The 13,755-nt window shown below is 70.5% G+C and carries 12 protein-coding genes; 8 read left to right on the top strand and 4 right to left on the bottom strand.

The genetic code is table 11. From position 1 onward, the window contains the following. Positions 1 to 154 precede the first annotated feature (154 nt). Both P5G59_RS08215 and P5G59_RS08210 read left to right on the top strand, forming a co-directional pair. A complete protein-coding gene (locus P5G59_RS08215; RefSeq protein ID WP_301217802.1) occupies positions 155 to 772 on the top strand; it encodes a GAF and ANTAR domain-containing protein in 618 nt (205 codons plus the stop codon). Continuing rightward, a complete protein-coding gene (locus P5G59_RS08210) occupies positions 769 to 1,509 on the top strand; it encodes a GAF and ANTAR domain-containing protein (protein ID WP_301217800.1) in 741 nt (246 codons plus the stop codon). The genes P5G59_RS08215 and P5G59_RS08210 overlap by 4 nt, the downstream gene beginning before the upstream one ends. Positions 1,510 to 1,534: 25 nt before the next feature. Here the strand turns inward: P5G59_RS08210 and P5G59_RS08205 are convergent, their stop codons facing one another. Continuing rightward, positions 1,535 to 1,972: a hypothetical protein gene (locus P5G59_RS08205; protein WP_301217798.1), complete on the bottom strand. Its 438-nt coding sequence runs from the start codon at positions 1,970 to 1,972 to the stop codon at positions 1,535 to 1,537. Positions 1,973 to 2,129: 157 nt separating this feature from the next. On the opposite strand from P5G59_RS08205, the gene P5G59_RS08200 reads away from it, so the two are divergent. Then, positions 2,130 to 2,582, top strand: coding sequence for a hypothetical protein (locus P5G59_RS08200; RefSeq protein ID WP_301217795.1), 453 nt, complete (start codon positions 2,130 to 2,132; stop codon positions 2,580 to 2,582). Positions 2,583 to 2,682: 100 nt separating this feature from the next. After that, positions 2,683 to 2,841, top strand: coding sequence for a hypothetical protein (locus P5G59_RS08195; protein WP_175337981.1), 159 nt, complete (start codon positions 2,683 to 2,685; stop codon positions 2,839 to 2,841). A gap of 85 nt (positions 2,842 to 2,926) precedes the next feature. Here P5G59_RS08195 and P5G59_RS08190 read toward each other — a convergent pair whose 3' ends face one another. Further along, complete coding sequence (locus tag P5G59_RS08190; protein ID WP_301217792.1) at positions 2,927 to 3,262, bottom strand: hypothetical protein; 336 nt, start codon at positions 3,260 to 3,262, stop codon at positions 2,927 to 2,929. Then, complete coding sequence (locus P5G59_RS08185) at positions 3,259 to 3,474, bottom strand: hypothetical protein (RefSeq protein WP_301217790.1); 216 nt, start codon at positions 3,472 to 3,474, stop codon at positions 3,259 to 3,261. Before P5G59_RS08185 ends, P5G59_RS08190 begins: the two co-directional genes overlap by 4 nt. A 137-nt stretch (positions 3,475 to 3,611) precedes the next feature. On the opposite strand from P5G59_RS08185, the gene mgrA reads away from it, so the two are divergent. Both mgrA and P5G59_RS08175 read left to right on the top strand, forming a co-directional pair. Continuing rightward, positions 3,612 to 4,649, top strand: coding sequence for an L-glyceraldehyde 3-phosphate reductase (gene mgrA / locus P5G59_RS08180; RefSeq protein WP_301217788.1), 1,038 nt, complete (start codon positions 3,612 to 3,614; stop codon positions 4,647 to 4,649). A gap of 293 nt (positions 4,650 to 4,942) precedes the next feature. After that, positions 4,943 to 6,526, top strand: a complete 1,584-nt coding sequence (locus P5G59_RS08175) for a glycosyltransferase family 39 protein (RefSeq protein ID WP_301217785.1) — start codon at positions 4,943 to 4,945, stop codon at positions 6,524 to 6,526. On the opposite strand, the gene P5G59_RS08170 is transcribed toward P5G59_RS08175, so the two are convergent. Then, the gene (locus tag P5G59_RS08170) at positions 6,507 to 7,220 is read right to left on the bottom strand and encodes an SOS response-associated peptidase (protein ID WP_301217783.1); all 714 of its coding nucleotides are present in this window, start codon (positions 7,218 to 7,220) and stop codon (positions 6,507 to 6,509) included. The two genes, P5G59_RS08175 and P5G59_RS08170, sit on opposite strands and share 20 nt — an antisense overlap. A gap of 476 nt (positions 7,221 to 7,696) precedes the next feature. Here P5G59_RS08170 and P5G59_RS08165 point away from each other — a divergent pair, with 476 nt between their 5' ends. Together P5G59_RS08165 and P5G59_RS08160 are read left to right on the top strand one after the other, a co-directional pair. After that, complete coding sequence (locus P5G59_RS08165) at positions 7,697 to 9,214, top strand: sugar transferase (RefSeq protein WP_301217780.1); 1,518 nt, start codon at positions 7,697 to 7,699, stop codon at positions 9,212 to 9,214. 65 nt (positions 9,215 to 9,279) lie between these two features. Continuing rightward, on the top strand, positions 9,280 to 13,755 hold the full coding sequence (locus P5G59_RS08160; RefSeq protein ID WP_301217777.1) for a PKD domain-containing protein: 4,476 nt from the start codon (positions 9,280 to 9,282) through the stop codon (positions 13,753 to 13,755).

Genomic DNA, 13,755 nt, shown 5'->3' with positions numbered 1-13,755 from the left:
AGGGGGACAGTGCGTGATGAACGTTCGAGACAGAGGCGGCCATAATGGAGGTGATGTCCGACGACGACGAGCGCTTCACGCAGGCGGTCCGCGAACTCCGCGCGACGCGCCATCGGACCGCGATCTCGGCCGGCTGTTCGTCGACCTGTTCCCGGTGAGCGGCACCGCGATCTCCACTCTGGGCGACCTCCTCGGGTCCGAGACTCTGTACGCCAGCGACCCGCTGGCCGCACGGCTCGACGAGCTGCAGTTCGACCTCGGCATCGGACCGTGCTGGGACGCGTTGAGGACCGCGCGTCCCGTGATCGAGCCCGACCTGGCCGCGCATCCCCGCTCCACCTGGCCGGTGTTCAGCGAGGCGGCGGCGGCCGACGGCGTGGGCTCGTCGTTCGCCTTCCCCATGCTCGTCGGCTCCCTGCAGGTGGGCGCCGTCGACATGTACTCGCGCCGGCCGATGACCCTGGACCGCGTTCAGACCCGGCAGGCGGCCTCCCTCGCCGACCTCGTCGGCCGGCTGGTGCTACGCCGCGCCCTGGTCCGCGCCGCCGTCGCGGACCCCGAGGAGCCGGAGAGCCCGTTCTCGCGGCGGCCCATCCACCAGGCCAGCGGGATGGTGCTCGCGCAGCTCGACATCAGCGCCGAGGACGCGCGACTGGTGATCCAGGGCCACGCCTTCGCCACCGGGCGGTCGATGATGGAGGTCTCCCGCGACGTCGTCGACGGCGCCCTCGACTTCTCGGCCGACACGACCGGGGAGGGGCGGACGCGATGACCGACACGCGCGAAGTCGAGCTCCTGCGGGCGTTCGCCGGCCTGGCCGACACGCTGGTGGCCGGCTACGACGTCGTCGACCTGATGCAGCGGCTGGTGGACACCTGCCGCGACCTACTCAACGTGACCGCCTCCGGTGTGCTGCTCGCCGACGAGGCGGGCGAGCTGGACCTGATGGCATCGACGAGCGAGGCGAGCCGCCTGGTCGAGATCTTCCAGATCAGCGCGTACTCCGGCCCCTGCATCGAGAGCTTCACCACCGGCAAGATGGTGTCGCTGCCCGACCTCGGCCTGACGCCGGAGCGCTGGAGCCTGTTCCGCGACAAGGCGATCGAAGAGGGCTTCGCGGCCATCCTCGCCATCCCGCTGCGGCTGCGCGAGACCACGATCGGGACCCTCAACCTGCTGCGCGACTCCCCCGGCGAGCTGCCCGAGACCGATCTGGTCGCGGCGCAGGCGTTCGCGGACGTCGCCACCATCGGTATCCTGCACCAGCGCACGCTGCACGAGAGCGAGACCATCCGCGAGCAGCTGCAGACCGCGCTGAACAGCCGGATCGTGATCGAGCAGGCGAAGGGCGTCGTCGCTCAGCTGCACCGCATCACCATCGACGACGCGTTCGCCGTCATGCGCGACCACGCCCGCCGCAACCAGGAGGGTCTCACCGCCGTGGCCGAGGCCATCGTGGCGCGGAGGCTCGTGCCTCCGCTGCCGCCGGGCATCCCGCGCCGCGGCTGACGCGAGCGAGTGGACCCGCCGGCGTTCAGGACGCCAGCGCGAGCTCCCGGAACCGGATGACCGACTCACCGTGCCGCCCGGCTCGGTCGTAGGCGGCACGGATCGGGTTCACCGCCCGGCCGTTCGGGAGGACCACCTCGAGCTCCGCGTGATCGCGGACCGCTGTGCGACGGGAGGCGAGGCTCCAGCGTCCCCCGTCGGTGCGCACCAGGATCTCGCCGATGAGGCAGCCGATGCTCTGCAGTGTGAACTCGTCGCCCACGAAACCGTCGCCGGCGTCCAGGTCGGTGAACAGACGCTCCACGTACTCCAGGTCCTCCGGCACGAAGGTCACGGTGTGCCCGTAGATGTCGCGGATCCCGCCCGCCATGGCACCCGCGAGCAGAGGGCCGACGGCGGGGTCGGGCCGCCGCCGGCCCGCTGCTCCGCGGACGGGCCGCGGCTCTCGGGGGGACCGGAACATGCGCCTACGGTAGGGCCGCGGGCGCGCGCACGGCGCGCCCCAATTCGAGTGCCCCCGGAGCGGGGCACCGCCGATCTGCGGCCAGTCCCTGGCTATGCTGAACCCGGATGACGGGGGGACGCGGATGCGTGGACGGGTCCGGGGGACGACGGCGGTTGTGAGCGTCGCGGCGGCGATGCTGCTGAGCGGGTGCGCAGGCCAGGCGATCCAGGCGACTCCGCCGCCGAGCACGGTGGTCGCCGCGGCGACGCCGGACCCCGCGGCGACCGCGCAACGGTACGACCTGACGGTGGAGCGTCCCTTCACTCTCAGCGACGGCAGCAGGGCGACCGGATGCGTCCAGGTCGCCGTCGACCTCGCCACCACGACCGACGGCACGGCGGACCCTCGGGTCGTGAAGGCGCGAGCCCTGCTCACCCGGCACGACTGGCAGTCGGAGCCCGTCTCGCTGGACGAGCTGAGCGCCGACGAGGAGAAGATCGAGAAGGACCGGGGTGAGAGCGAGCAGGTGATGCTCGCCGGCATCCTGATGAACCACATCTCGAAGGCGCTGACCGACGCGGGCCTGCTCGGCGACGGCCTGTCGCTGCGCGGTCACGTCGGCTGCTGACGGCACGGCGGCCGCAGGGCTCGCTAGCGGTTCCCGGCGCTGCGCGCAAGGGGCCGGGAGAACCGTTGACCGCCGGGGCGAACGGGGGTCTGATGGACGCATGTTAGCTCTCATCATTGTCCTGCTCATCATCTGGGCGGTGCTCGCGATCCTGGGCTTCGCCATCAAGGGTCTGCTCTGGCTGGCCATCCTCGGCTTGGTCTTCTTCGTCATCACCGCCATCGTCGGCTGGCTCCGCCGCGGGGCGAGCCGCACCTGACGCAGGCGGCTCACTGATCGCACGGCGGTCGCGCTCCCGAGCGCGGCCGCCGTCGGCGTCTCCAGGGTGCGGACCGGCAGCACGATCAGCCCAAGGCCGCCGTCGCGGCGATGAGGACGGTGGCGAGCGAGACGAGCGCCATGAGCCCGAACAGCACGGCGAGCGTGATCAGCCGCGCGCGGCGGCGAGGGATCGCGGCGCGGGCGACGCCCATCCCGATCAGGAGCAGGAGCACGACACCCGCGCCCGCAGCGGGCAGGTCGACGCGCATCCCGCTCAGCGGCAGGAGGACCGCCAGGCTGACGGCGGCCAGCAGCGCTCCGAGGATCAGCCACTCCCGTCCGGTGGAGGTGGTGAGCGCCGGCTGCTCCGTGACCTTGGTCTCGTCGCGCTGCCGGGTGGTGCTCGGGCCGTCGGTCACGGCTGCTCCTCGTCCGCGAGCGGATCGGTCTGCAGGGTGTCCGCGTTCTCCTCGTCCGCCGGCAACTCAGGTGTGCCGTCGAGTGCGCCACCCGCCGGAGCCTGGCCCGCCGCGGTCGGCTGGTCGTGGACGGGCGTGTCGGAGGGCGCGGGCGCGCCGTGCGGAGCGGCGTTCGCCGAAGGGTCGTCGCTCGGGGTCAGTTCGTCGGTCATGCGCCCAGCCACCGCCCGTTACCCATGCGCGACCAGAGGTTGACAGGCTTCCGTCCACAGGATCGAGCAGCGCGAGCGATTGCACAGATCGGCACGGGTTGTTGGACTTCCCGCGCATGACCGGGGAGGGTGGAGGCATGCCATTCACCGCAGATCCGTCCCGCTATGACGACATGACGTATCGCCGCACCGGCCGCAGCGGTCTCGACCTGCCCGCGCTGTCGCTCGGGCTGTGGCACAACTTCGGCGACGACCGCCCGTTCGAGACGCAGCGCGCGATCGTCCGGCGCGCGTTCGACCTCGGCATCACGCACTTCGACCTGGCCAACAACTACGGGCCGCCGTACGGGTCGGCCGAGACCAACTTCGGCCGCATCCTGGCGGAAGACCTGCGACCGTACCGTGACGAGATCGTGGTGTCGAGCAAGGCGGGGTGGGACATGTGGCCCGGCCCCTACGGCCAGGGCGGCGGCGGCCGCAAGTACATGCTGGCGAGCCTCGACCAGTCGCTGACGCGCCTCGGGCTGGACTACGTCGACATCTTCTACTCGCACCGGCCCGACCCCTCGACTCCGCTGGAGGAGACGATGCAGGCGCTCGACACCGCGGTGCGCTCGGGCAAGGCCCTCTATGTCGGCATCTCCTCGTACGGGGCGGAGGAGACGCGGCGGGCCGCCGAGATCCTGCGCGACCTCGGCACGCCGCTGCTCATCCACCAGCCGTCGTACTCGATGCTCAACCGCTGGATCGAGACCGAGGGCCTGCTCGACGCCGTCGGCGAGCTGGGCGTCGGCGTGATCGGCTTCACCGCCCTGGCCCAGGGCATGCTCACCGGCAAGTACCTGAACGGCATCCCGGAGGGGTCCCGCGCAAGCGCGGGCACGTCGTTCGACGCCGAGTGGCTGACAGACGAGGCGATCGCCCGCCTGCGGGCACTGAACGACATCGCCGAGAAACGCGGCCAGACGCTCGCGCAGCTCGCCCTCGCCTGGGCGCTGCGCGACGAGCGCGTGACGTCGCTGGTGATCGGGGCGAGCAGTGTCGAGCAGCTGGAGCAGAACGTCGCCGCGCTCGCAAACACGGAGTTCTCAGCGGAGGAGCTCGCCGCGATCGACGAGCACGCCGTCGATGCAGGCGTCGACCTGTGGGCGGGAGCACGCCGCGGCGAGGTCTGAGGCCGGCTCATACCACCGGGCGCCGCACGCGTCAGCCTCTGCCGCGCGCAGGTGCGCGTCGCTACCGTTGAACCAAGCACGCTGGATGTGACGGTCTCTCGGGGCCGTGTTCCTGGCGTGTGTGGGGCGGATCCCGGGTCCTCGGCGCCATGCCGGGTGACCCGGGGTCCGGTGAAAGGGGGAAGCGGATGAGTCGCGGTAGGTGTGAGTTCCAGCAGTGCTCACCCACGGGTCGCCCAGGGTTCTCTGCTTAGCTCGACGGTGTTCGCGCCCGACGCGTAGAAGTTGAGTGTATGACCGTCCTCGTCGAACCGGACCTCCGGGCGGGCCGGCCGCTCCGCGCGGTGCGGCCCTGGACGATCGCGCTCATCGCCGGCCTCGCGGCGACCATCCTCTGCGCCGCCTTCAGCTGGCTCCCGTCCCTCTGGGGCGACGAGGCGGCGACCCTGCTGTCGGCCAAGCGCTCGGTCGGCAGCCTGTTCGGGATGCTGATGCACGTGGACGCCGTCCACGGGGTCTACTACCTCTTCATGCACGGCTGGATCCGTCTCGCCGGCGACAGCCCCTTCGCGCTGCGCCTGCCGAGCGCCGTCGCCGTCGGGGCCGCGGTCGCAGCGGTCACGCTCATCGCGGGCCGCCGCGGCGGAGCCCGCGCGGCCATCGTCGCCGGGGTCGTCGCGTGCGTGCTCCCCCGGCTCACCTACGCCGGCGAGGAGGCCCGGTCGTACGCGTTCACCGCGGCGGCAGCGGCGTGGCTCACCCTCCTGCTGCTCTGGCTGATCGACGGCCGCGGCCGGTCGCTGCCGGCGGGACCGCGGCGGCTGGCGTGGCTGCTGTACGCGGCCGGGATGGCCGTGACCTCCTACCTCTTCCTCTACACCGTGACCCTGCTTGTCGCGCACGGGGTGATCCTCTTGGCGAGCAGGGCGTCCCGGCGCTCCCTGCGCGCCTGGGCCGTGTCGGCGGCCGCGGTGATGGTCTCGCTCCTCCCGCTGGCCGTGCTCGCCTACCTGGAGCGCAGCCAGATCGCCTACCTCAGCTCGTCGCCCGACGACCCGTCCATCTGGTACTACTTCCTCTGGTTCGGGATGCCGTGGGTCGCCGTCCCCGCCTGGGCACTGGTGGCCCTCGGGCTGTGGCCGGCCTGGAGGGCGTGGCGCCGCCGCGGAACCCTGCCGCCGATGCCCGGACCGCGCGCTCCGTCGACGCGGCTCGTGGCGGCCGCCTGGCTGTTCCTGCCGACCGGCCTGATGCTCGTGGTCAACATCGTCTATCCCATGTACACCGGCCGCTACTCGACCTTCGCGGCGCCCGCCGCCGCGCTTCTCGTCGCGGAGGGCATCCTCGTGCTCGGCCGGATGATCGGCGGCGACCCACGCCGCACGGTCGCCGCCACCGCGGGCGCGACCATCGTGTTCGCCGCGCTGTGCGCGCCCGTCTACGTGCTGCAGCGCGGCCCCTACGCCAAGAACGACAGCGACTGGGCGGAGGTCAGTGCTGCGATGGGCGCGAACGCGCGCCGGGGCGACGCGGTCGTGTTCGACGAGTCGGCGAAGCCCTCACAGCGCCCGCGACTCGCGATGCGCACCTACCCGGCCGGGTTCGCCGGCGTGCGCGACGTCACCCTCCGGATCCCGTACTACCGCAACACCTGGTGGCCCGATCAGGCCTACTCGGTGAAGCGCGCGTCCGAGCTCGGCCGCTTCGACGATGTCACGCGGGTGTGGCTGATCGAGCTGGACGCGCAGGGCCTGCCCGGCGCCGCGCCGGACGAGTACGGCCTGGCCTCCCTGCGCGCGCTGGGCTTCACCGAGACCGGCCGCCGGATCGAGACGCACCGCAGCGTCATCGTCGAGCTCACGCGACCGGCTGTATGAGCTCCGGCCCGTCGTCGCTGGTCTTGAACGGCCGCACCTGGTCGAACCGCAGCGTCTCCGCTTCGGCGACGCCCGCCCGCACGGCCTCGTCGACGAGCGCCTGGTCGCCGACGATGGACGGGTCGATCCAGTGCTGCCACAGCTCCTCGGGCAGGATGACCGGGTTGCGGTCGTGGATGTCCGCGAGCGTCTGCACCGCGTCGGACGTGAGGATCGTGGCCGTGAGCACCCAGCGGTCGGGGTCGTCCTCGGCCTTGGACTTGTCGCGCCACCACGAGTACAGCCCGGCGAACCCCATGAGCTGCCCGTCCGGGTAGCGGATGAAGTACGGCGTCTTGCTGCCCTTGGGCCCCTGCCACTCGTAGTAGCCGCGCGCGAGCACGATCGCCCGGTGCGACTGCACGGGCTTTCGCCAGGTTGACTTCTCGGCGATGTCCTCGGCGCGCGCGTTGAAGGTCGGGAACTTCGGCTTCAGCGTGTCGGACCACGACGGCACCAGCGACCAGTGCGCGCGCTCGAAGCGCAGCTCGCGCGTCTTGGCCGAGTCGATCAGCACCGGGATGTCGTCGGTCGGCGCGATGTTGTAGTCGGCCTCCCAGTCCGCCGTCCACTCCTCGGGCCGGCGTCCTGTCGCCTCCACGAACTCCGTGATCTCTGCGTTGACCCTGTCGTCCATCGCGAACCTGCCGCACATGCTCCCACCATAGGCGCGACCACCGACTCCGGCCCCGGCCGAGTTGCACGTCGTGCTCGCTTTCCGGCCCGAATAGCCGCCACAACGTGCGACTCGAGCGAAGTTGAGGAATTTTCACCCCCAAATGCGGGTGACGCGAAGCTGTGAAATCGATGTATTCTCACTTTTGTGAATTGGTGAGGAACAATCACTTTACGGGAATCGAACTCACCGATCCGCACCACCCGAAAGCAGCACCAACCCGACCCGTAGGTGACCCCCGTGTACCCGACTCCGCCGCGCCGAGCGCTTCCCGCACTCAACCCCAACCGACCAGGGGGCGTTCGGCGCGGACGGAGCCACGGGGGCCGCCTCTCGAGCGGAGTCGGCGGCGGTGAAGCCGTTCGAGACCACGGTTTCCCCCAAGCCGCCGTCGGCTCCCCGGTCGCGGTCCCCACCGCGTCCACGGCGACCGCTTCCTTCGGACGGACCCGCGCATGACCGTCGTCCGCCCACGGCTCCACGCGCCGGTCGCCCCCACCGCCCTGCGGAGCATCAGCTCCGAGCAGAGCTGGGCGCGTCTCTACCGGTACCGTCTGCTGGCCACCGACACGATCATCATCCTCGCCGCGACCATCGGCGCCGTCTTCGTGCGGTTCGGCTTCGACGACGCCGCCGCTCCGAGCGCCGGCTTCCACGTCGACTACCTCTACCTCTCGCTGATCATCGCGGCCACCTGGCTCTTCACGCTGTCCGTCTACCACACCCGCGACCCGCGGGTCGTCGGGCTCGGCGTCTCGGAGTACCGCCGCGTGGTGTCGGCGACCGCCACCACCTTCGGCCTGCTCGCCATCCTGTTCCTCGTCGCGAAGGTCGACATCGCCCGCGGCTACTTCATCGTCGCGCTGCCCGTCGGGATGGCCGGCGTGCTGTTCTCGCGCTGGCTGTGGCGGCACTGGCTGATCCGCCAGCGCACCTTCGACCACTACCTCTCCCGCGCGCTCGTCGTGGGCCGTTTCGACGACGTCGACTACGTCGTCCGGCAGATCCACCAGAAGTCGGGGGCGGCCTACAACGTCGTGGGTGCCGCTCTCGACACAGGAAAGCGCAAGGGCGCGAAGAAGGACGCCGAACTGCGGCGCCGGATCGCCAGCCCCGAGCGCGAGGTACCGATCGTCTCCGACCTGTCGGGGGTCGCGGACGCTGCGGCGCGGCTGGGTGCGGACACGGTGATCGTGGCCGGCCGCGCCCTCAGCAGCGGCGACTTCGTCCGCCGCCTGGCGTGGAAGCTGGAGGGCACGGCGACCGAGCTGGTGCTCGCGTCGCCGCTGACCGACGTCGCGGGCCCGCGCATCCACTTCCGTCCCGTCGAGGGACTGCCGCTCATCCACGTGGAGATCCCGCAGTTCGAGGGCGGCAAGCACGTGCTGAAGCGCGCCTTCGACTTCTTCGCCTCCGGTCTCGCGCTCCTGCTCCTCTCCCCCCTCTTCCTCGCGATCGCCGTCGCCATCAAGCTCGACGACGACGGGCCGGTCATCTTCGCGCAGGAGCGCGTCGGCCGCAACGGCGAGCGCTTCAAGATGTTCAAGTTCCGGTCCATGGTCGTGGATGCGGAGGCACGGCTCGCCGAGCTGCGGTCCGCCAACGAGGGCCAAGGGCTGCTGTTCAAGCTGAAGCACGACCCGCGCGTCACCCGTGTCGGCCACTACCTGCGCAAGTTCTCGCTCGACGAGCTCCCGCAGCTGGTCAACGTCTTCCTCGGCGACATGAGCCTCGTCGGCCCGCGCCCGCCGCTGCCCTCGGAGGTCGAGGGCTACGAGAACCACGTCCATCGCCGGCTCTACATCAAGCCGGGGCTCACCGGCATGTGGCAGGTGAACGGGCGGTCCGACCTCTCCTGGGAGGAGAGCGTCCGGCTCGACCTCTACTACGTGGAGAACTGGTCGCTCACCGGCGACCTCGTCATCATGTGGCGCACCCTCAAGGTGCTGACACATCCCGTGGGGGCGTACTGATGCGCCCCCGTCCCGCAATCGCACCCCACAACCCCTCACCCGACCACACAGACAACGAGGTTGCCATGCGCACAACACCCCGCCCGCGCTCTCGCTCACTGGGCATCCTGACCGCGGTCATCACGGCCGTCGGCCTCGTCTTCGGCGGGCTCGCCATCGCGCAGCCCGCAGCCGCGGACACGCAGCCACCGGACCCGACGAATCCCGCATCGCCACCGACGGTGAGCGCCGACGTCCTCCCGACCACGCAGATCGACGGCGTCGCGTGGGCGCAGACGGTCGTCGGCAACACGGTCTACGTCGCGGGCAAGTTCACCACGGCACGCCCCGCAGGCGCGGCGGCCGGGACGAACACGACGGCGCGCAGCAACCTGCTCGCCTACGACGTCACGACCGGCAACCTGATCAGCAGCTTCAACGTCCCGCTGAACGCGCAGGCGCTCGCCATCACGGCATCGCCGGACGGCTCGCGCGTGTACGTCGGCGGCGACTTCACGACGGCCGGAGGCGGCAACTACTACCGCATCGTCGCCATCAGCACCGCGACCGGCCAGGTGATCAGCTCCTTCCGGCCGATCATGGAGAGCCAGGTGCGCGCCCTCGCGGCGACCAACACCGCGCTCTACGCCGGCGGCACCTTCACCACCACCAACGGGGTGTCGACGCCGTACATCGCGAAGATCAACGCCTCCGACGGGTCCACCAACACCGCCTGGGCGGCCAGCGCCGACTACGTCGTCGACGCCCTCGCGGTGAGCCCCGACGGCACCAAGGTGTACGCGGGCGGGCGGTTCCAGCACGTGAACGGCGGCAACAACGCCTACGGCCTCGCCATGTTCGACGGCTCCACCGGCGCGTTCCAGACGTTCGGCGCCAACTCCGTCATCCGGGACGCGGGCACCCAGGCCGGCATCACGGCCCTCGTGGCCACCAACGACCGGGTCTACGGCTCCGGCTACGTCTTCGGCTCCGGCGGCAACCTGGAGGGCAGCTTCTCGGCCGACCCCAGCACCGGCAACCTGATCTGGATGGAGGACTGCCACGGCGACACCTACTCCATCTGGCCGATGAACGACGCGCTCTACGTGGCGGGTCACCCGCACTACTGCGGCAACGTCGGCGGCTTCCCGCAGACCGACCCGTGGACCTACCACCACACGATCGCGTTCTCGAAGGCGCAGACCGGCACCCTGACCAACAACGGTGACGGCGCCTACGCCAACTTCACCGGTCAGCCCTCGCCGACCCTGCTCAACTGGTTCCCGCAGTATGTCACCGGCTCCTTCACCGGTCAGGGCCAGGCGGCCTGGTCGGTCTCCGGCAACGGCAACTACCTGGTCGCCGGCGGCGAGTTCCCGTACGTCAACGGCGTCGCCCAGCAGGGCCTCGTCCGCTACGCGATGAACAACGTGGTCAAGAGCAAGCTCGGACCGAACGTGAACACCGCCCTGGTGCCGAGCGCCGTGTCCTTCAAGGCAGGCCAGGCCCGCGTCTCGTGGACCGCGACCTACGACCAGGACAACGTGAACCTCCAGTACAAGGTGGTCCGCGACGGCCAGACCGCGACGCCGGTCTACCAGACCACGCAGATCTCCAACTTCTGGACCCGGCCGTCGATGGGCTTCATCGACACGGGACTTGCGCCAGGATCGACGCACTCCTACCGCGTCTACGTGACCGACCCCGACGGCAACCAGATCTCGCGCCTCGGCAACACGGTGACGATCGCCGCGACGGACAGCGGCGGGCCCTACGCCGACTCGGTGACCACCGCGGGAGCCAGCTCCTACTGGCCGCTGGATGAGTCGAGCGGCACCGCCGGGTACGACCACGTGGGCTTCAACGACCTGCAGCTGCAGGCCGGCGTGACCCGCAACGGCGTGGCGGGCCCGATCAGCGGCAGCACCGCGTCCAGCTTCAGTGGAGGCTCGACCGGCTGGGCCGTGACGCCGTCGTCCATCCCCGGACCGAACACGTTCACCGTGTCGGCCTGGTTCAACACGACGACGACCAGCGGCGGCAAGATCATCGGCTTCGGCAACGCGAACGTCGGCACCTCGAGCAGCTACGACCGCCACGTCTACATGGACAACAGTGGGCGCATCTTCTTCGGGGTGTACCCCGGCGGAGTTCAGACGCTGAACAGCGGCACCGGCTACAACGACGGCCAGTGGCACCAGGTCACCGCGTCGCTCGGCGCGAACGGCATGCGGCTGTACCTTGACGGCAAGCTGGTCGGCTCGCGCACCGACGTGACCAGCGGCCAGGCCTACTCCGGCTACTGGCGGATCGGCGGCGACAGCATCGGCGGCTGGCCCAACCAGCCGAGCAGCAGCTTCTTCGCCGGCACCATCGGGCAGGTCTCGATCTACCCGACCGTGCTCGACCGCACTACCGTGGTGAACCAGTGGGTCGCCTCGGGCCGTCCGTCGCCTCTGGCGCCGGCCCCGGCCGACGCGTACGGCGCAGCCGTGTACAACGCGAACCCGGACATCTACTGGCGGCTGGAGGAGACGAGCGGCTCGACCGCGAACAGCGCGGACGCGTACACCAACAACGGCACGTACTCCGGCCTCGCGACCACCAAGAACCAGTCCGGCGTCCTGCCGGGCACCACGGACAAGGCGGTCAAGTTCAACACGAACACCAGCGGGTCCAACGGCGGCATCGTCACCAGCAACCAGCAGTTCTCGAACCCGACCACCTACTCCGAGGAGATCTGGTTCAAGACCTCGACCACGAAGGGCGGCAAGCTCATCGGGTTCGGCGACGCGCAGACGGGGCTGTCGAGCAACTACGACCGCCACGTCTACATGCAGGACGACGGACGCATCGTGTTCGGCGTCTGGACCGGCCAGGCCAACACCATCACCTCTCCGACGCCGCTGAACAACAACCAGTGGCACCTGGCGGTGGCGACGCAGGGCCCGGACGGCATGAACCTGTACGTGGACGGCCAGCTGGTCGGCACCAACCCGCAGACCCAGGCGCAGGCCTACAACGGGTACTGGCGGATCGGCGGCGACAACACCTGGGGTTCCACCGGCCCGTACTTCAACGGGACGCTGGATGAGGCGGCGATCTACTCGAGCGTCCTCACCGCCCAGCAGGTGGCCAACCACTACGCGCTCGGCACCAGCGGCACCCTGCCGAACCAGACGCCGACCGCGGCCTTCACCACCACGCAGAACAGCCTGACGGTGAACGTGGACGGCACCGGCTCGAACGACCCCGACGGCACGATCGCCTCGTACGCCTGGGACTTCGGGGACGGCACGACCGCGAGCACCGCGACCGCGAGCCACACCTACGCGGCCGGCGGCACCTACACGGTGGTCCTGACGGTGACCGACAACCAGGGTTCGACCAACACGGCCTCCAAGCAGGTCACGGTGGTCGCCAACCAGCCCCCGGTCGCGTCCTTCACCTCCAGCGTGTCCAACCTGAACGTCGCGTTCGACGCCTCGGCGTCGTCCGACCCGGATGGCACGGTCGCCTCCTACGCCTGGGACTTCGGCGACGGGACGACGGGCACCGGGGTGAACCCCACGCACGCCTACGGGAGCGCGGGCACCTTCACGGTGACCCTGACCGTCACCGACAACCAGGGTCTCGCGGGCACGCCGGTCCAGCAGCAGGTCACCACGACCCTGCCGCCGAACCAGCCGCCGGTGGCCAGCTTCACCGCCACCCCGAACGGCCTGACGGTCGCGGTCGACGGGAGCGCCTCCAGCGACCCCGACGGCACGATCGCCGGCTATGCCTGGGACTTCGGTGACGGCGCGACGGCCACCACGGCGACCGCCAGCCACGCCTACGCCTCGGGCGGCACCTACACGGTCACCCTGACGGTGACGGACAACCGCGGCGGCACCAACACCGCCACCAAGTCCGTGACCGTGACGGCGCCGCCGCCTGCGGCCCTCGCCTCCGACACGTTCGAGCGCACCTCGGCCAGCGGCTGGGGCACGGCGGACCTCGGCGGCGCGTGGACGGGCGCGGGATCCGCGACGGCCTACACGGTCAGCGCGGGCGCCGGGCAGATCGTCGGGGCCGCAGGCTCCACCAAGACGGAGCTGCTGAACAGCGTGTCGAGCACCAACACGAACACGACGGTCCAGTTCACGACCGATCGCACCTCCACCGGCGGCGGGATCTACGTCTCCGCCCTCGGCCGGGTGGTCGGTTCGGCCGAGTACTCCGCCCGCGTCTGGTTCCAGAGCAACAACGTGGTCCAGCTGCAGCTGCTGCAGGGCGGCACCGCCCTCCAGCTGGTGAACGTCTCCGGTCTCACCTACACCCCCGGTACCCAGTACCAGGTGCGCCTGCAGGTGTTCGGCACCTCGCCGACCACCATCCGGGCCCGGGTGTGGAAGGTCGGGACGACGGAGCCCACCACGTGGCAGGCCTCCGTGACCGACTCGACGGCCGCCCTCCAGGCAGCCGGCGTGGTCGGGCTGCGGGCCTACCTCTCCGGAACCGCGACCGACACGCCGCTCACCACGAAGTTCGACAACTTCGCGGTGACCCCGGCTCAGTAG

It is taken from the genome of Leifsonia virtsii (genome assembly GCF_030433675.1).
Lineage (GTDB): Bacteria > Actinomycetota > Actinomycetes > Actinomycetales > Microbacteriaceae > Leifsonia > Leifsonia virtsii.
Note: the sequence above shows the minus strand (reverse complement) of the source record. Positions and strands in the feature narration are given on the sequence as shown.